The following is a 21662-nucleotide window of genomic DNA, read 5'->3' on the forward strand; positions in this document are numbered from 1 at the left end:
CGACCCGATGACCGATCAGATGACTCCGGTGACTCAGACCTCCCAGACGCATACCCGGCGCGGTGAGCCTCGGGCCTTCGATGCGATCCTGTTCTCCTCTTTCGGCGGCCCCGCCGGGCAGGAGGATGTGATCCCGTTCTTGCGCAATGTCACGCGCGGGCGCGGCATCCCCGATGAGCGCCTCGAGGAGGTGGCCGGGCACTACCGGGCGCTCGGCGGCGTCTCCCCCATCACCGCGCAGAACCGCGCCATGATCAGCGCTCTTGAGGCCGAGCTCGCCGAGCGCGGCGTGGACCTGCCGGTCTATTTCGGCAACCGCAACTGGGAGCCGTACAACACCGAGGCGCTGCGCTCGATGCACGCCGACGGGAAACGCCACGCCCTGGGCCTGGTGACGAGCGCCTACTCCTCCTACTCCTCCTGCCGCCAGTACCGCGAGGACTTCGCGATGGCGCTCGAGGAGACGGGCCTGGTCGGTGAGGTGACGATCGACAAGGTCCGCGTGTACTTCAACCACCCCGGTTTCCTCGAGCCGGTGGCGGACGGGGTGCGCACGGCCCTGGATGAGCTGGCCGCCGAGGGCCATGCGCCCGATCGGATCCGGGTGCTGTTCTCCACCCATTCGGTGCCGCTGTCGATGGCGGAGGCATCCGGCCCGGCGGAGACCCGTCGGCCCGGATCCGGTGGCTGGTACGTCGATCAGCACGTGGCGGCCTGCCGCTGGGTGATGGAGCAGCTCGCGGGCACGGGAGCCGATGGGGGCGCTGCCGCGCTGCCCTCCTGGGAGCTGGTGTATCAGTCGCGGTCCGGTGCCCCGCATGTGCCGTGGCTCGAACCCGACGTCAACGATGTGATCACCGAGCTGGCCGCGACGAAGGCGGCCGATGCGGTCATCGTGGTGCCGATCGGATTCGTCACCGACCACGTGGAGGTGGTGTGGGACCTGGACACCGAGGCGAAGGACACCGCTGCCGAGCAGGGCCTGGCCTTCCGTCGCATCCCCACCGCGGGGGCGGATCCGCGGTTCATCGCGGCGCTCGCGGACCTGATCCAGGAACGGCTGGATCCGGACTTCCCGCGCCAGGAGGTCACGGACTTCGGCGGCACCCCCGATGTGTGCGGACCGCAGTGCTGCGTGGGTCGGCTGTGCCGCCCCACCACCAGCGGCGTGGACTCCGCTGAGGACGTGGAGCGGGCCCGCGCGGCCGCCGGGAAGGACGCATGAGCGATACCACTGAGTTAGCCCCGCTGCGGATCGGCACGCGCGCCAGCGAGCTCGCCCTCACCCAGTCCCGACAGGTGGGCGAGCAGCTCGTGGCGGGCTCCGGCCGCGCGGTGGAGCTGGTGCATGTGAGCACCCACGGGGACCGCGACCGCACCACCCCGCTCGCGCAGCTCGGCGGCACGGGCGTGTTCGTGACTGCCGTGCGCCAGGCGCTGCTCGGCGGTGAGGTGGATGCGATCGTCCACTCCCTGAAGGATCTGCCCACCGCTGCGGCCGACGGGATCGTGCTCGGCTGCGTCCCGCCGCGGGAGGATCCCCGCGATGCGCTGTGCGCCCGCGAGGGGCTTGCCCTTGCCGAGCTGCCGCACGGGGCCCGGGTGGGCACCGGCTCCCCGCGCCGCGCAGCCCAGCTGCGGCGTACCCGGCCGGACCTCGACGTGGTGGGGATCCGCGGGAACGTCGGCACGCGCCTGGCCCGCGCGCTCGGTCCACAGGCGGATCTGGATGCGGTGGTGCTCGCCGCCTCGGGGCTCATGAGGGTGGGGCGCACGGAGGCGATCAGCGAGCTGCTGGATCCCGCGGTGATGCTGCCGGCCCCCGCGCAGGGGGCGCTCGCCGTCGAGGTCACCGCGCAGGCCGTGCAGGAAAGCCCCTGGCTCGCCGAGCGACTGCAGGTGGTCGAGGATCCGCAGACCCGCGCTGCCGTCACCGCGGAGCGGGCGCTGCTGCGGGCCCTCGAAGCCGGCTGCTCCGCCCCCGTCGCGGCGCTTGCCGAGGTCACCGCCGGTGGCGCCCTGCGTCTGCGGGCACTGGCGATCCGGCCCGATGGCAGCCACGCCGTGACCGGCAGCGCCGAGATCCCGTGGGATCCGGCCGCCGGTCCGCTGAGCGGCCCGGAGTCCGCGCCCGCCCGCCTCGGGGAGCAGCTCGCCGCCGAGCTGCTGGAGCGTGGGGCGGGCGAGATCCTCGAGCAGGCCCGCACCTGATGGTCTCCCCGTCGGCCGCAGCAGCCCTCCCGGTCCTGGTCACCCGGCCCGCGGGCCGGGCTGGCGGGCTGCTCACCCTGCTCGCGGCGCGGGGCGTCACGGCTGAGCACGTGCCGCTGCTGGAGCTCGTGCCTGGGGATGCCGCGCAGCTTGCCCGCGCCCGGGAGGGTCTCGCCGCCGGGGCGTTCACGCATCTGGTGGTCACCTCCCGCACCACGGTGGAGGTCCTCACCGGGGCCGATGGGCAGCTCGACGTCGACGGGGGCACGCAGGTGCTCGCCGTTGGGGCGGGCACCGCAGCGGCGCTGCGCAGCGCCGGGATACGCCCCCACAGGGTCGCGGCCGGATCCGGGGCCTCGCTCATCGAACAGCTCCCGCCCGCCCCGGAGACCTCCCGGGTGCTGCTGCCGGTCTCCACGGCCGCCGCCCCCACCGTCCCGGACGGCCTGCGCGCAGCCGGCTACCAGGTGCAGCGGATCGACGCCTACTGTCCTGTCCCCGCCGCTGTGGAGCCCGCGATGCGCGAGCGTCTGCGCGGCGGTGGCTACGGTGCGGTCGTGCTCACCAGTTCTCAGGCCGCCCGGCGCCTCGCGGAGCTCGATCCGGATCCACTGACCCCGCTGGTGACCATCGGCTCCCCCACCTCCTCTGCGGTGCGCGAGGCGGGGCTGGTGGTCGCCGCTCAGGCCAGCGCCCCCACCGATGCCGCGCTCGCCGATGCCGTCTGCGCTGTCCTCTCCCCCACCACGAAGGAGTCCTCATGACCCGCCCTGTTCCCCCTGCCCAGCCTGCCTCCAATGCTCAGCCTGCCTCCTCTGCCCTTCCTGCCCTGCCTGATGTGCCGGGCCCGATCGAGCGTCCGCGCCGCCTGCGCAGCTCCTTAGCGATGCGTTCCCTGGTGCGGGAGACCACGCTGCGGCCGGCCGATCTGGTGCTGCCGATGTTCGTGCGCGAGGGTGCGCGGGAGGATCGGCCCGTCAGCTCCATGCCGGGGGTTGTGCAGCACACGGAGGATTCGCTGTTGCGCGCCGCCGAGCAGGCGGTGGAGCGCGGTGTGGGCGGGCTGATGCTGTTCGGCGTGCCCGAGCGCAAGGACCCCGTCGGCTCCGGTGCCACCGATCCGGACGGCGTGCTGAACCGGGCGCTCGCCCGGCTGCGGTCCGAGCTGGGGGATGCGACGGTGCTCATGGCAGATCTGTGCCTGGATGAGTTCACCGACCACGGGCACTGCGGCGTGCTGGATGCTGCCGGGCACGTGGACAACGATGCGACGCTTGCGCGCTACCGCGAGATGGCGCTCTCGCAGGCGGAGGCCGGGGCGCATCTGCTGGGCCCCTCGGGGATGATGGACGGCCAGGTCGCCGCGGTGCGCGACGCCCTGGATGCGGCAGGCTGCGCCGATGTGGGGATCTTCGCGTACACCGCGAAGTACGCCTCGGCGTTCTACGGCCCCTTCCGAGAGGCGGTGGATTCTTCGCTGACCGGGGATCGCCGCACCTACCAGCAGGATCCCGCGAACGCCCGCGAGGCCCTGCGGGAGCTCGCCCTGGATGTGGCCGAGGGCGCGGACCTCGTGATGGTCAAGCCCGGTCTGCCCTACCTCGATGTCCTCACCCAGGTGGCTGAGGCCTCCCCCGTGCCGGTGGGCGCCTACCAGGTCTCCGGCGAGTACGCGATGATCGAGGCGGCCGCCGCGAACGGCTGGATCGACCGCGACCGCACGGTGCTGGAGTCCCTGCTGGCCTTCCGCCGCGCCGGCGCGAGCACCGTCCTGACCTACTACGCCAGCGAGGTGGCCGACTGGTTCACCACCGGCCTGCCCGATCACCTGCGCGAGTTCGCGTGAGCGACCTGGTGATCACCACACGGGAAGACTGAGCAGGCCGGTCGATGTCAGTGGCGGGAGGCCGTCGTCGACGGTGCGCAGCTTGGCGTAGAGGGTTCGCAGTGCCGCTCGGTCTGGGAGGTGCTCCGATCCGGCGGCCCGTTTCAAGATGGTCAGCGTGCCAACGATCGAGAGGGAACCGACGGGTCTGCCCGCTACCCGCAGACGGCGCAGGCGCTGAGCTTCCGTCGCCGCCATGTTTCGGCCCCCACCGTCATCGATAAGGACGATGACATCGCGCCCCTGTTCTGCAAGTACCACAGCGTGGGCGATGACCATGGTTTCTCCGAGGTCCTTGCTCGCCTCCATGCGTTGGGCGTAGGGCATACGGCACATGCGACTCACGACGCGCTCAAGGTCTGGGGTCACGTCATCAGACAGCACCGTGAGCAGACGGTCGGGTACTTTGCCGAGCACTCGCTCCGCAGCGGAGAACCGCCGATCAGTTCGTGCCTTGCGCAGGATTTCCTCGTGAACGGCCTCGGGGACGCAGATCGCTCCGAGCATGGCGAACAGCAGCCGTTCCTTGTTCTGCGAGAAGAAATTCAGGCCCGGCCCCGCGTCCATGATCGGGCGGTGAGTCATCGATCGGGCTCGTCTCCCGCGAGCCCGGTCAGATCCACCTCAACCGCGGGCAGCTCGTCCAGCTCGAATGCGGTGGGGTCAGCTGGCTGCGGCGTGATACCGAGGTCGTCGAATTCCGCCTGGACCGTCGCAAGGGGTAAGCCGCGGAGCGCAGCGATGATCGGCAGTCCGATAAGGCCCTCACTGTAGGCAGCTGTTGCGCGACGCAGCAGAGATTGCGGGGCTCTCTGGCGGTTCGAGGCGTCTTGGAGGGAACGGTACTGGTCCAGCCACCCGTTTCGGGCTGCGACCTGATACGTGGTGAGCCCCATGAGGTCCGTCTTGGTCTCAGCAGAGATGAGTCCGCAGTCCGCCAGCACAATGGCGGCGATCGCCGGGGATACCAGATAACGCTGCACCACATCGGAGAGGTGCCCGCTGGGGTCGCCTGCTGCCCGCTCGGTCGTCTGCTGGACACCGCTGCTTGGAGCGAGCAGATGCCGGGCAAAGGCGTCGGCACGAATCTCCTGCATCGGGCGCTCTCCGTCGCGGTCATGTCCCTCCCAGTCCTCGAAGATCACGTGGGCGAGCTCGTGGGCGAGAGTGCTGCGCTGCCGCATGGGGTGCGGGGTCGCGGCGACCGCGATATAGACGCGCCCCGTCGCCGGGTCACGCATGGACAGTCCATGCGAGTCCGTATCAGCAGAGATGATCGCGACGTCATGCCCGGTGGTCTGTTCGATCATGGAGATCAGGTCCCCGATCGGCTGAACTCCGAGGCCATGCTGCGTGCGGAACGCGAGCGCGGCCTCGCGGGCCTGCTCTTCGATACGTCTACTCACCGTCGATCCTGAATTCCGCAATCATCGAGATGCACGTCGATCTCCATGAAGTAGAGCAGCCGCTTGCGCAGATCAGCAGCCGCCCCACCGTTGGTGGTCCGTGCGGCGGTCTGCACACGCTCGGGCAGGTCTTGTGAGGTCAGCTCCGCGAAGGTCGTCCCTGCTGCCGCAGCGATCCGCAGTAGTTCGGGCGTCTTGGGAGTCCGGGTTCCGTTGATCACGCGGCTGAGCGTGGCCTGGGGCAGACCTGTCCGTGCCGCCAGCTGACGTTGCGTCAGACCAGCACGCTCTCGCGCAGCATCGACTCGCTGCCCGATGGTTTCCATCACCGTCACCTCCACATCGCTCGCGCATCTGCTCGGCGCCGCCTGCCGGTATAGACCGCCACGCCGCATGAATCACTTTTGTAGTCGATGATTCTACCGCGTCGCCGGGTGGTCGTCGAGGCTGCGCACAGTCGCTCTGATCACCCGAGTAGCCTGGATAAGCCCCCGATGTTCTCAGCCAGGAGACCCCCATGCCCATCGCCCCACACACCCCTGCCCCGCACGGCCTGTCCGAGGAGCTGTTCGCCCGCGCCCGGCGCGTCATCCCCGCGGGAGTGAACTCGCCCGTGCGGGCCTTCGGCTCCGTGGGCGGCACCCCGCCGTACATCGCCTCGGCCGCCGGGGCGCTGCTGACTGATGTGGACGGGCGCGAGTACGTGGACCTCGTCGGTTCCTGGGGGCCGATGATCCTCGGGCACGCGCACCCACAGGTGGTGGAGGCCGTGCAGCAGGCCGCCTCCCGCGGGCTCTCCTTCGGCGCGCCGCAGCCGCAGGAGGTGGCGCTCGCTGAGGAGGTCATCGCGCGCATCGGCCCCGTGGAGAAGATCCGCATGGTCAACTCCGGCACCGAAGCGGTGATGAGCGCCCTGCGGGTGGCCCGCGGCGCCACGGGCCGCGATGTCATCGTGAAGTTCGCGGGCAACTACCACGGGCATGTCGATGCGCTGCTCGCCGAGGCCGGCAGCGGCCTGGCCACCTTCGGTCTGCCGGGCTCCGCGGGCGTCACCGCGGGCACCGCGCAGGACACCGTCGTCCTCCCCTACGGGGACCGGGCAGCCGTGCAGGAGCTGTTCGCCGCGCGCGGGAGCGAGATCGCCGCGGTGATCGTCGAGGCCGCTCCCTGCAATATGGGCGTCGTCCCGCCGAGCAGCGAGGACGGGCTGGGATTCACGCCGTTCCTGCACGACCTCGCCCATGAGCACGGGGCGCTGCTGATCACCGATGAGGTGCTCACCGGCTTCCGCGCCACCCGCACCGGTTACTACGGGATCGATGGCCCCGGCGGGACCGACGGCACGCAGCAGGATTGGGCGCCGGATCTCATGACCTTCGGGAAGGTCATCGGCGGCGGGCTGCCGGTGGGCGCCTTCGGCGGCCGGGCAGACCTCATGGACCTGCTGGCGCCGCTGGGCCCCGTGTACCAGGCGGGCACGCTTTCCGGGAACCCGCTCGCGACGGCAGCAGGCCTGGCGACCTTCGCGGGCCTGGATGAGGCGGCGTATCAGCAGCTGGGCGCGACCTCGCAGGCACTGCAGGACCTGGTCTCCGAGGCGCTGAACGCCGCGAGCGTGCCGCATGTGATCCAGCGGGCCGGCACCCTGTTCTCGGTGTTCTTCCGGAGCGAGCCGGTGCGGAACTACGCGGATGCACAGGTGCAGGACACGGACGCGTTCGGCCGCTTCTTCCACACGATGCTCGAGGGCGGGGTGCATCTGCCGCCGTCGGCCTTCGAGGCCTGGTTCGTCTCCACCGCGCACACCGATCAGATCCTGGACCGGATCGCGGAGGTCCTGCCTAGCGCGGCCCGCGCCGCTGCGGCCAGGTGAACAGGGCGGAGAGCGCCCAGTTGATAAGTTCAATTCAGCTCACGAAGGCCTTATCAATGGGCACCTCTCCCCATGGCCATCCGGCCGGGCCCTTTCTACGCTGAGATGATCTGGCGGGGCACCCCGTGCCCGCACTGACGAGCTCACCCAGGAGAGGGCCCATGAACTTCTGCGGCATGACCACCGACGAGGTGTCTGGGCACCTCCAGCTGATGAGCACCGATCAGCAACGCCTGGAGGAGCTGGGGACGGATCTCGGCAGTTCCCTGACTCGCAGCCAGGAGTTCTGGCGGGGCGAGGATGCCGAACGCTTCCGGGCCGCTTTCGCCACGGCTCTGCAACGTCTGGCCGATACTGCGACGCAGGTCTCCGCACGCTCCACGGAGCTCGCGCAGCATCTGCAGGAGCAGGAGCAGGCCTCCCGCGGCGACAGCGACGGCGGCGTATCGGCCCCCGGCAGCGGAGGCGATGGCGAGACCGCCGGGGACGGACCGGTGGATAAGACCAACCATCCCGGCGAAGACCCCTATTACGGCGAGGTGGACCCCGAGGTTGCCGAGCGCTGGCGCGAGCTGTCCGACGAGGAGCGCGAAGCTGTCGCCCGCGAGATCATCGAGCAGGAGCTGGCGCGGTACGGGCTCGAGGACGTGGATATCGACTTCGAAGCACCCCCCGGTTACAACGGCTGGTGGGAGGTCGATGCTGACGGCAACCACTCGATCTCCATCGACGGCGACGCGCTGCACAACCCGCGCCTGCTGCACACCCTCGCCCATGAGGCACGCCATGCCGCGCAGTGGGAAGCCACAAAGGACACTGAGCCCGGGATGTGGGACTGGCTCCCCTTCGTAGACTCCACCAAGAACGACTACGAGCGGCTGTACAACGAGCATGGCTTCACGCGCGAGGAGATCGATGCCTGGCGGGAGCACTGGGATACTCCGAAGGATGAGCGGGGTCCGTACCTCGACCAGCCCGTCGAGCTCGATGCCCGCGACCGCGGAGCCGAGTTCTCCGATGACCTGACCATGGATGATCTGGAACAGTATATGGAGGACGCCGGAGTCACAGAGGAGAACTGAGCATGCCCCCTCAGCCGCATCGACGCCCCTTGCTGGTCGCGGGAGCTCTGCTGGCCGCACTGCCCCTCGCCGGCTGCGGGCTCCTGCGCAGGAAGGATCCCGAGCCCACGCAGCCAATTGACTCCGACTCCCCCGACGCCGACTCCCCCGAATCTGCGCTGCCGACCGCGTCACCCACCCAGTGCCTCAGCGCCGAGGAAGCCGCGCAGCGCACCCGCCCCTCTCCACCGCCGCGCGAGGAGCAGGGGCCCGAACATGAGGCGCTGCCCGGGGAGCATCTGAGCGGCATCGGCCTCGCCCTCCTGCCCGGCGGAGACCGCATCGCGGCCAGTCACACCGCCGATGCAATCCTGCTGGGCGAGGCGGAGACGTACGGCACCGTCATCTGGAACACCGCCGGCGGGACGATCCTCGAGCAGCTCGATAACGGGCTGGTGGGCGCGATCGCCGCGAGCCCCGACGGTCAGCTGGCCCTGGCCGGGCATGTCAGCGTGGAGATCCGCGACCGTGACCTCACCGTGCAGAAGCTGCTGACCAGCGGGGAGGACGAGCCCTTCGCCCCGCGGGCGGGCTCACGCATCACCGATCTTGCGATCACCGCCGATGGCTCCCATCTGGCGGTCCTCGGCGCCGATGGGCAGGTCACGCTGTGGCGGATCGACGGTGAGGCCTGCGAGGCCACCGGCCCGCTGGAGACGGACCTCGAGACGGTCACCGCCCTGGCGCTCTGTCCTGCCGATGGCGCCCTCGCCTTGTGCGGGCCGGGCGGGCCCGTCGAGCTGTGGGATACGAGAACCGGCGAACGCAGCAGCCTGGTCGACGGAGTGCCCGGTCGCGTCGGCGGCCTCACCTATGACGCCGACGGAACCCTCTTCATCGCCGCGGAGAACCCGTCGGCGCTGTATGTCCTCACCCCAGAGGGAGAACTGTCCGATGGGCCGGAGCATGACCAGCGCGGCCCCTTCTGGGTGGCTGCCGCGAGTGAGCGGGTCGCCGTCGTGGGGCGTCGGAACAACCGGGTCCAGCTGTGGGACCGCACCCGTGATGAGGTGCGGGAGCTGCCCGTCGTGCCCGGCGTCACCGGTCGTCTCGCCTTCTCTCCCGATGGCGGGACGCTGTATGCCGCCTCGCCCGGGGAGGGCGTCGTGGCGTGGAGCGGCGGCGAGCAATGGCGGCAGTTCGATCTGCCCTGATCAGGACCGGCGCCGCCGAAGTTATCCACAAAGCGCCAGCGCTGCTGCCGCCGACGGCGTACCGTAGCCGTGGACTCGAGATCGGCGGCAGGAGTGGAGCCCACCGGATGACCAGCCCGCGCCTTTCACGCCGCACCGCCCTGCTCAGCGCCGCGGCGATACCGCTCGCGGCGAGCCTGGGAGGCTGCGCCGGGCCGGACCCGAGCAGCTGCATCCCCCCGCAGGACGCCGGCGAGCATAACTGGCCCGAGCCCCGCAAGCGCAGCCGCAGATCCCGCGCCCGCTACGTGGGGCCACAGGAGGACAACCGCTTCTGGCACAGGGCGCTCGCGCTCTCCCCCGACGGCTCGCTCCTGGCCGCCAACCAGGAGCGGGACCGCCAGCTGCTCGGGCTCTCCCCGACCTGGGGGACCGTCATCTGGGAGACCGCGACCAGGCGCATCCGCACCGTGATCGACACGGGGATGGATCGGGCACTGGCCTGGCACCCTTCCGGCGACATGCTCGCCTGCGGCAGCCGGATGGACATCGACCTGACCACGCTGGACGGGACGCTGCTGTGGCGCCTGGAGGGACACGGCGACCACCGCAAGGGCCCGGCCACCGCTGTGCTCGACCTCGCCTTCAGCCCCTCCGGGGACCGGCTGGCGTCCGTGGGCACCGACGGCACCGTGCGGCTGTGGACGGTGGGCGCCCAGTGCGCTCCCGGCACGGTGCTCGCACTGCAGAAAATGCGGCCTGCCTCCGTCTCCTTCTCCCCCGATGGTGCTGAGCTGGCCGTCTGCGGACCGCGTGCGGCACCGCGCATCTATGACGCTGCCAGTGGTGAGCTGCTCCGCACGCTCGACGATGCCGCCCCGCATTCGGCGGGACTCGCACACACCGCCGACGGGACCCTGCTGATCGGCACAGGGCCACGCATGAATCGTGACTACACCCTCGACCCGATCGATGCGGTGCTGGAGGAGGTCCAACCCGACGGGTCGATGCTCGAACTGCCTGCCCCGCAGGAGGCAGATGCCGGGATGATCTCCCCGGCCGCCGATGGGCGCATCGCGGTCAGCCCCCGGTTCGGCCACCGGATGATGATCTGGGATCGCGTGAGCGAAGAGCGGATCGACCTGCCGCGCCCCCCGCACGCGGTGGGAACCACCTGCTTCTCCCTCGAGGGGGACGTGCTGTACGCGATCTCCCCGCAGTTCGGCCCCGTGTACAGCTCCGCCCAGCCCGACGCCCCGTGGGAAGCTGGATTCGAGCTTCCCTGACCCGCCCCGAAGGAGACCTGTGATGTCGTTCGATCAGTCGATGGAGACCTACGCGCTGGATCCCACCCCGGAGCACCTGGAGGTGCTGCAGCGGGACATCATGGCGCTGCCCGATTACGACCCGCTGGTGCAGATCGCCGCCGTGACCACGCCGCTGCAGCAGGCGGGCGATCACCAGGGGATCGTCGATGCGCTGACCTCGCGGATGCCGGGGCTGTTCCTGGCTCCCGGGGCGCATGCCCGCCTGTTCCGCGCCTACACGGAGCTGGGCGATCAGGCCGCCGCGGACCGGGAGCGGAAGTTCGCGCTGCTGTCCATGGACGCGATCCGCAGCAGCGGCACCGGTGAGGAGGAGCATCCCTTCCGGGTGCTGCGGGTCGAGGACCAGTACGAGGTGCTCGCGGCCCTCGGCCAGCATCCGAGCTCCCAGCGCACCCTGTCCGATGAGCGTGGCGACTTCGATGTCCACACCGTCGGCGAGGACCGCGAGGTGTGGTTCGAGCTGCTGTGGCGCGAGCGGGACCGGGAGGACTGACCGTCAACCGCCTGCTTACGCGTTAACCCGGTGCTTCTCGATCGCCATCTCGTAGTAGCGCAGCAGGTCATCGGAGGCGTTCTCCCAGGAGAACTTCTCCGCCTCCGTCCGCGCGGCCGTGCGAATCTGCTCGCGCAGCCCTGGATCGCCCAGCCGGTTCAGCGCCGTATCCAGGCTTGCCTGATCCCCGGCGTCGTACAGCAGGCCGTTCTCCCCATCGGTCACCTGTTCCATGGTGGGACCGGAGCGCGCAGCGACCACGGGCAGGCCGGAGGCCATGCCCTCGAGGATCACCAGCCCCAGCGTCTCGGTGACCGAGGGGAACACGAACGCGTCGGCGCTCGCGAAGGCGCTCGCGAGCTCCTGCCCCTCCATGAACCCGGGGAACAGCGCGTTCGTGCCGGCGAACAGCTCCTCGAGCTCACGCCGGTACGGCCCATCGCCCACGACCGCGAGCGCCACATCGTCCCGTCGGTCCAGCATGGGCCGCAGCGTGTGGATCTCCTTCTCCGCCGCCAGACGCCCCACGAACACCAGGAGCTTCTTCTCCGGATGCCCGCCGGTGAGCCGTTCACGCATCTCCGGCGAGGCGAAACGCGGATGGAACTGCTCGGTGTCCACGCCGCGGCGCACCACATGCAGGTCCTGGATCCCGTGCTGCTCCAGCTCGATCTTCATCGACTCGGAGGTCGCGAGGTTGATGTCCGCGAGCGCATGGTTACGTTTGATCTGCCACCACACCGCCGGCTTGCCCCAGGTCCACGCCTTGTACAGGTCCATATAGCGCGGCAGATGCGTGTGGTAGCTGGCCAGCAGCGGGATCCGCCGACGGCGGGCCGCGAACGCCCCGGAGGAGGCCAGCAGGATCGGCTGGGCGGCGTGGACGATATCGGGGTGGAAGCCCTGGATGATGCCATCCACGGTGGGGTTGGGCAGGGTGAAGCGCCGATGCTTGTAGAACGGCAGGGTCACCGGGCGGATGCCCACCACCCGGGCCCCGTGATGCTCGGTGACCCCGAGGTCGGGGGCGATCACCATGACCTCGTGCCCCAAGTCGGTGAACCGTTCGACGGCGTGACGCAGACGAGTAACCACCCCGTCGACGGAGGGGACGAAGGTCTCGGTGACGATCGCTATTTTCACGAAGAAGCGATCACTTCCAGGTGACGGTGGGCATGACCAGCTCACGCTTGACCCGGTCGGTGTTGTTCATCGCCACCTTGAGCACCTCGGCCAGGTGCGCATCGTCCAGCAGGTGCGGCTGAAGACCCAGGTCCAGCAGGTTGGTGTTGACCGCGTTGTAGTAGTGGTCGTACTTCTCCACGCGCGGGTTCTCGGTGTTCTCGATCGTGACGTCGAGGCCGAGGTCATTGCCGACCTTCTGCACCTTCTCGGCGAGCTCCTTGACGGAGAACTGCTCGGTGAACTGGTTGTAGACGCGGAACTCGCCGCGGTCAGCGGGGTTCTCGCAGGCGATCTCGATGCAGCGCACGGTGTCCTGGATGTCCAGGTAGCCGCGGGTCTGGGAGCCGTTGCCGTACACCGTGAGGGGGTGGCCGATGGCGGCCTGGATGATGAAGCGGTTCAGGGCCGTGCCGAACACCGCGTCGTAGTCGAAGCGGTTGACCAGGCGCGGGTCCAGGCGGGTCTCGTCGGTCTCGAGGCCGTAGACCACGCCCTGGTTGAGGTCGGTGGCGCGCACGCCCCAGATGCGGCAGGCGAACATGATGTTGTCGCTGTCGTGCACCTTGGTGAGGTGGTAGAAGGAGCCGGGCTGCTTGGGGTAGGGCAGGCGGTCCTTGCGGCCCTTGTGCTCGATCTCGATCCAGCCCTCTTCGATGTCGATGTTGGGCTGGCCGTACTCGCCCATCGTGCCGAGCTTCACCAGGTGGCAGTCGGGGGCGTAGTCCTTGATCGCCCACAGCACGTTCAGGGTGCCGTTGACGTTGTTGCGGTGGTTCTCGATCGCGTGCTCGCGGTCGATCATCGAGTACGGCGCGGAGCGGTGCTCGGCGAAGTGCACGAAGGCCTCGGGCTGGATCTCCTGGAAGATGCGGGAGACGGCCTCGTAGTCGGTGAGGTCGGCGATCTCCAGGGCGATCTCCTTGCCGGAGACCTCCTTCCAGGCCGCCACACGCTCGGGCAGCGGCAGGATCGGGGTCATGGAGTTCGAGCCCAGCTCCTCGTCGATCTCGCGACGCACCAGGTTGTCCACGATCGTGACGTCGTGGCCCTTCTGCGAGAGGTACAGGGCAGTGGGCCAGCCGCAGAAGCCATCTCCGCCAGCGACGACGATCTTCATCAGTGAGTCCTCCATGGGTCAGGTGCCATTCCCGGGACCGTTCCCGGGAATGGATTGTGCAACATGCGATGCACTCCTAAGTTAGTACGGGTGCGGCCCGGCTCAAAGACGAGAGGCGGCGGCCTGAACAGCGAAGGAACGCATCATGAACAGCCTGGATGATGGTGGGCGCAACCCGCGGCCGCTGCCGGATCTCGCACGCCGAGTGCTCGTGATGGCGATCGTCAACCGCACCCGCGACTCTTTCTACGACCAGGGACGGACCTGGCAGCTGGACGATGCGGTGAACGCAGGCCTCGCTGCCGCAGCGGCGGGCGCGGACATCATCGACGTGGGCGGCGTGAAGTTCGCGCCGGGCCGCGCAGTGCCCGTCACCGAGGAGATCGACCGGGCGGTCCCCGTCATCGCGCAATTGCGCGCGCAGCTGCCCGCTGAGGTGCTGCTCAGCGTGGACACCTTCCATGCGGCGGTCGCGCAGGAGGCGATCACAGCGGGCGCGGACATCATCAACGACACCACGGGGCTGGCCGATGCGCAGATGGCCCCGGTCATCGCGGCAGCCGACGCGAGCGTGGTGATCACGCATTCGGTCGCCGAGCCCCGTCGGCCCGTGCCGTCCCCGCAGTACGGGGACGTGGTCGAGGAGGTGCGCGACTTCCTGGCCGCCCGGCTGGAGCGCGCCCTCGAGGCGGGGGTGGCGCGCGAACGGATCATCCTGGATCCCGGCCCGGACCTGAACAAATCCACGGTCCAGACCCTCGAGCTGCTGCGCGATTGGCGCGAATACCGCGCCCTGGGGCTGCCGCTGCTGGCGGCGGTCTCCCGCAAGGACGTGATCGGCGAGTCGCTCGGGCTGCCCAAGGAGGAACGCCTCGAGGGATCGCTCGCCGCGGCCGCCTGGTGCATGCGGCAGGGCGCGCGGATCCTGCGCGTTCACGATGTGGAGCCGACAGTCCGCCTGGTGCGGATGCTCGAGGTTCTCGCCGGCTGGCGCGAACCGGCCGGGCCGCTCGTCCACAACGTGTGAGCGACCTGGCCGGTTCAGCCGTTGCGATCAGCCCTTCCGCGCCACCCGCAGGGTCTTGATCTCGAAGGGACAGAAGGCGAGGCGCACCGTACCGTCCTCGCCGCGCTCGAGCGCGGAGCGGAAGGCCGGGGCGTCCTCGTTGAACGGCCGCTCCAGCAGGTCCACGGCCCCGATCTCGCCGCCGACCGCAGGATCCACCGCCAGCTGCGCGGTGGTGCGCACGCCCTGGGACTCGTACAGGCGCAGCACAAGATCGCCGGAGCGGTCCTCGGCGAGCTTCACGGTCTCCACCAGCACGCTGCTGTCCGCGCCATCGACACCATTGACCGTGACCAGCGGGGCGGCCAGCGCCTCCGCCGCCGCGACGGTGCGCTCGGGCAGGTTGATGCGGTAGCCCTCCTCGATTGCGCCGTCGATGCCGGTGCCGGGGCGCACGGACACGCGCAGGCGGTACTGGCCGTGGTCGGCGCCCGGGTCCGGGTACTCGGGGGCGCGCACCAGGGTCAGACGGGTCGTCGTGGTGGTGCCGCCGTCATCCTCGCGGACCGAGCGCAGGACGTCGTGCCCGTAGCTGGAGTCGTTCGCGATCGCCACGCCGTACTCACCCTCGGCCACGTGCACGAAGCGGTGCGCGCAGGTCTCGAAGCGGGCGAAGTCCCAGCTGGTGTTGACCGGGATGGGCCGATCCACGTGGCCGAACTGGATCTGGCTGGACATGTGCGCAGCCCGCACATCCAGGCCGAAGCCCAGCTTGAGCGCCTTCTTCGTCTCCTGCCAGTCGATGTCGTGGACGATCTCCAGGGACTGATCGCCCGGGCGCAGCACGTAGGTCTTGATGATCTGCGAGCCCGCGCCGGTGACACCGGAGGTCTCCGCGCCAGCCTCCAGCGCGGTGGTGTAGGTGCAGGCCACGCGCACCTCATCGGCCTCTTCGGTGACCTCGATGGAGGTGGGGGCATCGAGGTCGCGCACCACGTGGCGGTAGAACTCGTCGATGTCCCAGGCGTCCCACTGGTTGGGGGTGTCGCGGTGCAGCTGCAGCAGCGCGCCCTTCGCCCCGGGGGCGATGGCCTCGCGGCCGCTCGCGGCATCGACCAGGGAGACGATGTCCCCGGCGCCATCGATCACCGCGGTCAGCGCGGCGTTCGCGAGCGTGATCCGATCTCCCTCGCGCGTGAGGGTCACCGGCTCCGGGTCATCCGCAGGAGCGGCGGCGCCGTAGGCGGCCACGCCCCGACGGGTCACCGGCGCGGTGTTGACCAGCAGCGCATCCTCACCCTCGGCGACCCCGGAGCCGAGCGCCTCCAGGGCGCTGGCGATGATCGCCTCGACGCGCTCGGCCAGCGCGGCATACTCGGTCTCGGCCTGGCGGTGCACCCAGGCGATCGAGGAGCCGGGCAGGATGTCGTGGAACTGGTTCAGCAGCGTGGTGTGCCACAGCTCCTCGAGCTCATCGTGCGGGTAGGCGAAGTCGCTGCGCAGCGCGGCGAGGGTGGCGAGGAACTCCGCCTCGTGCAGCAGGTGCTCGCTGCGGCGGTTGCCCTGCTTGGTGGCCAGCTGTGCGGAGTAGGTGCCGCGGTGCAGCTCGAGGTACAGCTCGCCGTTCCACACCGGGGCGTCGGGGTACTCCTCCTTCGCCCGGTCGAAGAACTCATCGGAGGTGCCGAACTCGACCTTCGGGGATCCTTCGAGGTCCTTCGCACGCCGACCCGCGGCCATCATCTCGCGGGTGGGTCCGCCACCGCCGTCGCCCCAGCCGAACAGGTCGATCCCGATGCTCGAGCGGCCCTTCTCCTTGAAGTTGCGCTCGAAGTAGGCCAGCTCCTTGCCGGAGAGCATGCCGTTGTAGGTGTCCGCGGGCGGGAAGTGGGTGAACACCTTCGTGCCGTCGATGCCCTCCCAGTGGAAGGTGTGGTGCGGGAAGGTGTTGATCTGGTTCCAGGACACCTTCTGGGTGAGGAAGTTCGACTGCCCGGCGAGCGCGGCGATCTGCGGCAGCGCGGCGGAGTAGCCGAAGGAGTCCGGCAGCCAGGTCTCGCGGGTCTCCACGTCGAAGTTCTCCAGGAAGAACCGCTTACCGGCGATGAACTGGCGGGCCATCGCCTCGGAGCCGGGCATGTTGGTGTCCGACTCCACCCACATGCCGCCGACGGGCACGAAGCGGCCCTCGGCCACCCGCTCGGTGATGCGGGCGAACAGCTCGGGGTAGCGCTCCTTGAGCCAGGCGTACTGCTGGGCGGAGGAGGCGGAGAAGACCATCTCGGGGTCGTTCTCGATGAGGGTGCAGGCGTTGGAGAAGGTGCGGGCCACCTTGCGGACCGTCTCGCGGACGGGCCACAGCCAGGCGGAGTCGATGTGGGCGTGTCCGGTGGCGAGCACCGTGAGCGCGGAGGAACCGGCCGGGCGGCCGAGCGCCGGGGCGAGCACCTCGCGGGCGGCGCGGGCGGTGCCGGGCATGTCATCGGGATCCGCGGCGTCGCAGGCGGCCTCGAGGGCCCGCAGGATCTCGTGGCGGCGCTGGCTGTGCTCGGGCAGCTCGAGCATCAGTCCGGCGAGGGCCCGGAAGTCCTCGGCGAGCTCCCAGATGTTCTTGTCGCGGCGGGCCAGGTGCAGCTCCTTGACGGAGTACAGGTCCTCCTCGGGGATGGTGGCGAGGTCACCCAGCGGCGTGGGCTTGAAGTCCCAGCTCCCGGCCACCAGCGGGTTGGCGGCGCATTCGAGGTAGAGGTCGATCTCCTCGCCGGGGGTGACGGGCACGTAGCGGTTGAAGGGGTTGATGGCCTTGACGGGCACACCATCGGGGGTGAACACGAGCGCCTCGGCCTGGAAGCCGGGCATGCCGGTGAAGGCGAGGTCCACGACGAGTTCGCAGCCGGAGTTCTCATCGTCGGCCCACTGTGCAGGGACGGTGCCGGTCACGTGCAGCCAGGTGGTGGACCAGGCGCGACCCAGCGGCGCGCCCACCTCGAGCGGCTCGTAGTCCAGGCCGATGGCCTCCTGCGCGGGGATCGGCTCGCCGGGCAGGCGGTGCGCCGTGATGGTCACCTCCGCCGTGTCCTGATAGATCTTCGCGGCCAGGTTGTCCTGGGCGAAACGGCGGATGCGAGCCTCGGTGAGCTCCCTGTCGTCGAACATGGTGCGACTCCTGTGCGCGTTCGCGGGCGGGGGTGTTTTCTGCGGTGGTGCCTGAGCGGCGCGGGCCATCAGCGGTCCCGGGGTGCACCGACTTTATCGGCTCACCAGGGCACTGGTCACACCATCGTCCCGCATGTCGGGAACGCTCTCGCTCAGCGGACGGCGAACTGCTCGAGCACCGCGTCGCCCAGGCGCGGCATGACCTCGCGGTGGGCGTCGCAGAAGTCATGGGAGGTGCCGATGACGAGCGCGAGATCCGCCTGCGGATCCACCCAGAAGGCGGTCCCGCGCATGCCGAAGTGGCCGATGGTGCGCGGGCTGTTGCGCGTGCCCGTCCAGTGCGGGCTCTTGGCGCCGCGGATCTCCAGGCCCAGGCCGAAGGGGTTCGGGTCCTGCTTTCCGAAGCCGGGCATGATCCCCACCAGCTCGGGGAACTGCGCCGTGGTGAGCTCCGCAGCCCAGGCGGGGTCGAGCAAGGTGGGGCGCAGCAGCTCAGCGGCCAGCAGCGCGAGGTCGGTCAGCGGTCCGTGGGCGCCGACGGAGGGCGAGTCCTCCCAGGTGAGGTCCCGCATGCCCAGCGGGTCGGTCAGGCGTTCGCGCAGCCAGTCCTCGAAGTCGCGGCCCACGGCGCGCTCCACGTGGCGGGCGGCTTCGTCGATGCCGTAGTTGGAGTAGTGGCGGCGCAGTCCCGGCGCCTGGAGCGTGGAGTCGGATTCGTAGAAATACCCGGAGGCGTGGGAGAGCAGGTGGCGCAGTGTCGAACCCTCGGGACCCGCGGGATCGTCGAGTTTGACCTTCCCCGCTTGGGCGGCGAGGACGCAGGCGGTGCCGGTGAGGGTCTTGGTGACCGAGCGCCAGGCGCGGATCCGGGTCACGTCCCCGCGGCGGGCCCGCTCCCCCTCGGGGCCCAGCACGATCGCGGCGGCCTCGAAGCCGAAGTCCTCCAGCAGGTCCAGGGCGTCCATCAGGCCGCCCCGGGGGCGCAGCGCTCCAGGATCGCGTCGGTCACGGCGGGCCAGGCGCGCGCGTGCTCCTCGCTGAACGGTCGTTCGCCGAGGAATGCGGCGGCGAGGCCGACCTCGGGGTCCACCCACAGGTAGGAGCCGGACTGGCCGAAGTGACCGAAGGTGCGCGGGGAGGATCCGGCGCCGGTCCAGTGCGGCTGTTTGGTGCCGCGGATCTCGAATCCCAGCCCCCAGTCGTTGGGGTCCTGCCGACCGTAGCCGGGCAGGATGCCCTTCAGTCCGGGGAACTGCACGCTGGTGGCCTCGCGCCAGAGCTCCTCGCCGATGAGGGTGGGCGCAAGCAGCTCCCGGCCGATGGCCAGCAGGTCGCGGATGCTGCCGCGATATCCGGCGGCCGGAGAGCCGGTGATCTCGAGGTCGGTGAGGTCCAGTCCCGCCACGACGGTCTGCTCGAGCCATTCGTCGATCGGATAGCCGGTGGCGTCCTCGAGGTGGGCGGCGAGGACCTCGAAGCCGGTGTTGGAGTAGATGCGGCGGGTGCCGGGGGCGGCCACGGTCTCCTCGCCCTCGAAGGGGAACCCGGCCGTGTGGGCGAGCAGATGGCGGACGGTTGACCCGTCGGGGCCAGCGGGCTCGTCGAGGTCCAGCAGAGAGCGCTCGACGGCGATGAGCACGCCGAGGGCCGTGACCGGCTTGGAGACGCTCGCCAGGTCGCGCACGCGGCCTGGATCGCCCTGGAGGTGCACGGGGCCGTCGGCATCGGTGACGCCCAGCTCATGTGGGAGGTCCAGGTCGACGGGGATAGCGGGATCTCCGGGGTTCTCAGGGCTGTGCACGGTGTCCACGCCCGCCACTATTCCATGTCCCCGCTCGTCGTCCCTGTCCCCGCTCGTCATCCCTGTCGCCGCTCGTCCTCCATGCCACCGCCCTTCTCCCGGCCGCCCCCAGCCCGCACCACCGCCCGCCGCGGCCTTCACACCCCCTTCACATATCATCCACCACACGCTCCCCTTTACTTTATTTTTGCCACCCGTTGACTGTTGCAGGATGGAGCCGTCCCACACACCGCGGGACCCGATGCGGCGGAGCCTCATCGGCTCACGATCTGACGGGGGAACTGATCGCCATGACCATTCATCTGACCGACTCTGCGCACCTGACCGACTCTGTGCACTTGACCGACTCTGCGCCCACCCGCCGCACTCTTCTGCTGGGAACCGGCCTGCTCACCACTGCCCTTGCCACGGGCCTCGCCACCGCTCCCGCCCAGGCCGCGACGACGCTCAAGCGCGGCTCCCGCGGTAATGCCGTGCGCGCCCTGCAGAACGATCTGAACGACCTGAAGTACTGGTGCGGCACCCCCGACGGCACCTTCGGCGCTCTCACCGAGCAGGCCGTGTACGCGCTGCAGAAGGCCGCCGGCATCGGCCGTGACGGCACGGTGGGGCCGAAGACCCGCGAAGCGCTGCGCCGCGGCGTGCAGCCGCCGCAGAAGGTGACCCGCGGCCGCCTGTTCGAGGTGGACCTGAAGCGTCAGCTGCTGCTGCTGTGCATCCACGAGGGCAAGATCCTGTACATCCTGAACACCTCCACCGGCAGCGGCGAGCGCTACTACTCCGGCGGCCGCTGGAAGACGGCGACCACGCCGAAGGGCGACTTCCGCATGTACTCCTTCCACAGCAGCGGCTGGCAGACCGGGCCGCTGGGTTCGATGTACCGCCCCGGCTATTACGACCGCGGCTGGGCGATCCACGGCTCGCGGTCGATCCCGCCCTACCCCGCCTCACACGGCTGCTCCCGCATCACCACGGCGGCCAGCGACATGCTGTGGTCGCGCAACTGGTTCCGCAAGGGGCGCCGCGTGCTCGTGCGCTGATCCGGGCGCGACACCGCGTTCACACCACCTGCACCGAACCCCCGCCCGGCCCGCGCCGGGCGGGCACGGCTGGGGCGGATGCATCGCGATACGATCGGGGGCGAACCGTTCTGCGCTCACGCCGCAGACGGGATAGACCGATCGGCCGATGCGACCGTGCCGACGCAGCAGCAGTGACAGTGAGGAGCGCCGTGGGGATCTTGGATCGGATCGAGCGCACCCTCGATCGGGGTGTGACGAGCGTGTTCTCGCCCGGCCGCGGGCAGCTCAAGCCGCTCGACCTCGCGCAGGGGCTCAAGCGCGAATGCGATGACCAGATCCAGGTTCTGGACCGCACCCGGACCCTCGCCCCGAACGTGTACAGCGTCTATCTGCACTCCCAGGACTTCGACCGCTTCGCCTCCTGGCAGGACACGCTCGTGGACGAGCTCGAGCGCGTGGTCATGGAGCATGCCGAGAAGCAGCGGTACATGTTCGTCGGCGGGGTGTCGGTGGCGCTCGAGCGCGATGACGAGGTGCGGGCCGGCCGCTTCGAGACCGAGTCGCGCACCGAGCGGGGCTCCGTCGCCCCCGCCACCGGCGCGGCGCAGGAGGAGCCCGGCGGCAGCCCGATCATCGAGATCGACGGCCAGCAGTACATGCTCACCGGACCCGTGACCGTGATCGGCCGTGGCGGCGACGCCGACATCATCCTCGAGGACACCGGGGTCTCCCGCCATCACCTGGAGCTGCGCAATGAGGGCGGGCAGCTGCTGGCCACGGACCTCGGCTCGACCAACGGCACCTTCGTGGACGGCGAGCGGATCCAGACTCCCGTCCCGCTGCAGGACCGCTCCCTGCTGAAGATCGGCCGCACCCGGCTGAGCGTGCTGCTGCCCGGTGGCGGTCCGGGCCTCGGGTGATGCAT

The 21662-nt window shown here is 69.9% G+C and carries 20 protein-coding genes; 12 read left to right on the forward strand and 8 right to left on the reverse strand.

Going from position 1 to position 21662, the window contains the following annotated elements:
- The first annotated feature begins 7 nt into the window (after positions 1 to 7).
- From CJ197_RS00900 to hemB, 4 genes are read left to right on the forward strand one after another with little or no spacing between them, the layout of a single operon-like run.
- A complete protein-coding gene (locus CJ197_RS00900) occupies positions 8 to 1225 on the forward strand; it encodes a ferrochelatase (RefSeq protein WP_158239324.1) in 1218 nt (405 codons plus the stop codon).
- Positions 1222 to 2211 carry a hydroxymethylbilane synthase gene (gene hemC, locus CJ197_RS00905; protein WP_102234878.1) on the forward strand — a complete coding sequence of 330 codons (990 nt, stop codon included), beginning with the start codon at positions 1222 to 1224 and terminating at the stop codon, positions 2209 to 2211. Before CJ197_RS00900 ends, hemC begins: the two co-directional genes overlap by 4 nt.
- On the forward strand, positions 2211 to 2975 hold the full coding sequence (locus tag CJ197_RS00910) for a uroporphyrinogen-III synthase (RefSeq protein WP_102234879.1): 765 nt from the start codon (positions 2211 to 2213) through the stop codon (positions 2973 to 2975). The genes hemC and CJ197_RS00910 overlap by 1 nt, the downstream gene beginning before the upstream one ends.
- Positions 2972 to 4057 (forward strand): porphobilinogen synthase, encoded by a 1086-nt coding sequence (gene hemB / locus CJ197_RS00915; protein ID WP_102234880.1) that lies wholly within the window; start codon positions 2972 to 2974, stop codon positions 4055 to 4057. The genes CJ197_RS00910 and hemB overlap by 4 nt, the downstream gene beginning before the upstream one ends.
- Before the next feature lie 12 nt (positions 4058 to 4069).
- Here the strand turns inward: hemB and CJ197_RS00920 are convergent, their stop codons facing one another.
- The 3 genes from CJ197_RS00920 to CJ197_RS00930 are packed head-to-tail and all read right to left on the reverse strand — an operon-like array spanning position 4070 to position 5828.
- The gene (locus CJ197_RS00920; protein ID WP_102234881.1) at positions 4070 to 4681 is read right to left on the reverse strand and encodes a hypothetical protein; all 612 of its coding nucleotides are present in this window, start codon (positions 4679 to 4681) and stop codon (positions 4070 to 4072) included.
- The gene (locus tag CJ197_RS00925) at positions 4678 to 5502 is read right to left on the reverse strand and encodes an ImmA/IrrE family metallo-endopeptidase (protein WP_199173838.1); all 825 of its coding nucleotides are present in this window, start codon (positions 5500 to 5502) and stop codon (positions 4678 to 4680) included. The genes CJ197_RS00920 and CJ197_RS00925 overlap by 4 nt, the downstream gene beginning before the upstream one ends.
- Entirely contained in the window at positions 5499 to 5828 is a 330-nt protein-coding gene (locus tag CJ197_RS00930) for a helix-turn-helix domain-containing protein (protein WP_102234882.1), read from the reverse strand. Before CJ197_RS00930 ends, CJ197_RS00925 begins: the two co-directional genes overlap by 4 nt.
- A gap of 191 nt (positions 5829 to 6019) precedes the next feature.
- Here CJ197_RS00930 and hemL point away from each other — a divergent pair, with 191 nt between their 5' ends.
- From hemL to CJ197_RS00955, 5 genes are all read left to right on the forward strand, one after another.
- The gene (gene hemL / locus CJ197_RS00935; protein ID WP_102234883.1) at positions 6020 to 7375 is read left to right on the forward strand and encodes a glutamate-1-semialdehyde 2,1-aminomutase; all 1356 of its coding nucleotides are present in this window, start codon (positions 6020 to 6022) and stop codon (positions 7373 to 7375) included.
- Positions 7376 to 7536: 161 nt separating this feature from the next.
- The gene (locus tag CJ197_RS00940) at positions 7537 to 8457 is read left to right on the forward strand and encodes a WXG100 family type VII secretion target (protein WP_102234884.1); all 921 of its coding nucleotides are present in this window, start codon (positions 7537 to 7539) and stop codon (positions 8455 to 8457) included.
- A 2-nt stretch (positions 8458 to 8459) separates the two neighbouring features.
- Positions 8460 to 9650 carry a WD40 repeat domain-containing protein gene (locus CJ197_RS00945; RefSeq protein WP_102234885.1) on the forward strand — a complete coding sequence of 397 codons (1191 nt, stop codon included), beginning with the start codon at positions 8460 to 8462 and terminating at the stop codon, positions 9648 to 9650.
- Positions 9651 to 9757: 107 nt separating this feature from the next.
- Positions 9758 to 10915 (forward strand): WD40 repeat domain-containing protein, encoded by a 1158-nt coding sequence (locus CJ197_RS00950; RefSeq protein ID WP_158239325.1) that lies wholly within the window; start codon positions 9758 to 9760, stop codon positions 10913 to 10915.
- Between the two features lie 22 nt (positions 10916 to 10937).
- Complete coding sequence (locus tag CJ197_RS00955) at positions 10938 to 11450, forward strand: hypothetical protein (protein WP_102234887.1); 513 nt, start codon at positions 10938 to 10940, stop codon at positions 11448 to 11450.
- A gap of 15 nt (positions 11451 to 11465) precedes the next feature.
- Here the strand turns inward: CJ197_RS00955 and CJ197_RS00960 are convergent, their stop codons facing one another.
- Positions 11466 to 12593: a glycosyltransferase gene (locus CJ197_RS00960; protein ID WP_102234888.1), complete on the reverse strand. Its 1128-nt coding sequence runs from the start codon at positions 12591 to 12593 to the stop codon at positions 11466 to 11468.
- Positions 12594 to 12603: 10 nt separating this feature from the next.
- A complete protein-coding gene (locus CJ197_RS00965; protein ID WP_102234889.1) occupies positions 12604 to 13752 on the reverse strand; it encodes an NAD-dependent epimerase/dehydratase family protein in 1149 nt (382 codons plus the stop codon).
- 145 nt (positions 13753 to 13897) lie between these two features.
- Between CJ197_RS00965 and folP the strand changes: the two genes are divergently transcribed.
- A complete protein-coding gene (folP, locus tag CJ197_RS00970; RefSeq protein WP_102234890.1) occupies positions 13898 to 14779 on the forward strand; it encodes a dihydropteroate synthase in 882 nt (293 codons plus the stop codon).
- A 27-nt stretch (positions 14780 to 14806) separates the two neighbouring features.
- Here folP and CJ197_RS00975 read toward each other — a convergent pair whose 3' ends face one another.
- The 3 genes from CJ197_RS00975 to CJ197_RS00985 all read right to left on the reverse strand — a co-directional run bounded on the left by CJ197_RS00975 (position 14807) and on the right by CJ197_RS00985 (position 19724).
- Positions 14807 to 17914: an alpha-mannosidase gene (locus CJ197_RS00975; protein WP_102234891.1), complete on the reverse strand. Its 3108-nt coding sequence runs from the start codon at positions 17912 to 17914 to the stop codon at positions 14807 to 14809.
- 152 nt (positions 17915 to 18066) lie between these two features.
- Positions 18067 to 18879 carry a serine hydrolase gene (locus CJ197_RS00980; protein ID WP_102234892.1) on the reverse strand — a complete coding sequence of 271 codons (813 nt, stop codon included), beginning with the start codon at positions 18877 to 18879 and terminating at the stop codon, positions 18067 to 18069.
- Entirely contained in the window at positions 18879 to 19724 is an 846-nt protein-coding gene (locus CJ197_RS00985) for a serine hydrolase (protein ID WP_233190569.1), read from the reverse strand. Before CJ197_RS00985 ends, CJ197_RS00980 begins: the two co-directional genes overlap by 1 nt.
- Positions 19725 to 20005: 281 nt before the next feature.
- Between CJ197_RS00985 and CJ197_RS00990 the strand changes: the two genes are divergently transcribed.
- Together CJ197_RS00990 and CJ197_RS15790 are read left to right on the forward strand one after the other, a co-directional pair.
- Complete coding sequence (locus tag CJ197_RS00990) at positions 20006 to 20755, forward strand: L,D-transpeptidase family protein (RefSeq protein WP_102234894.1); 750 nt, start codon at positions 20006 to 20008, stop codon at positions 20753 to 20755.
- Between the two features lie 191 nt (positions 20756 to 20946).
- A complete protein-coding gene (locus tag CJ197_RS15790; RefSeq protein ID WP_102234895.1) occupies positions 20947 to 21657 on the forward strand; it encodes a DUF3662 and FHA domain-containing protein in 711 nt (236 codons plus the stop codon).
- Positions 21658 to 21662: the final 5 nt, after the last annotated feature.

Source organism: Brachybacterium sp. UMB0905 (genome assembly GCF_002871795.1).
Lineage (GTDB): Bacteria > Actinomycetota > Actinomycetes > Actinomycetales > Dermabacteraceae > Brachybacterium.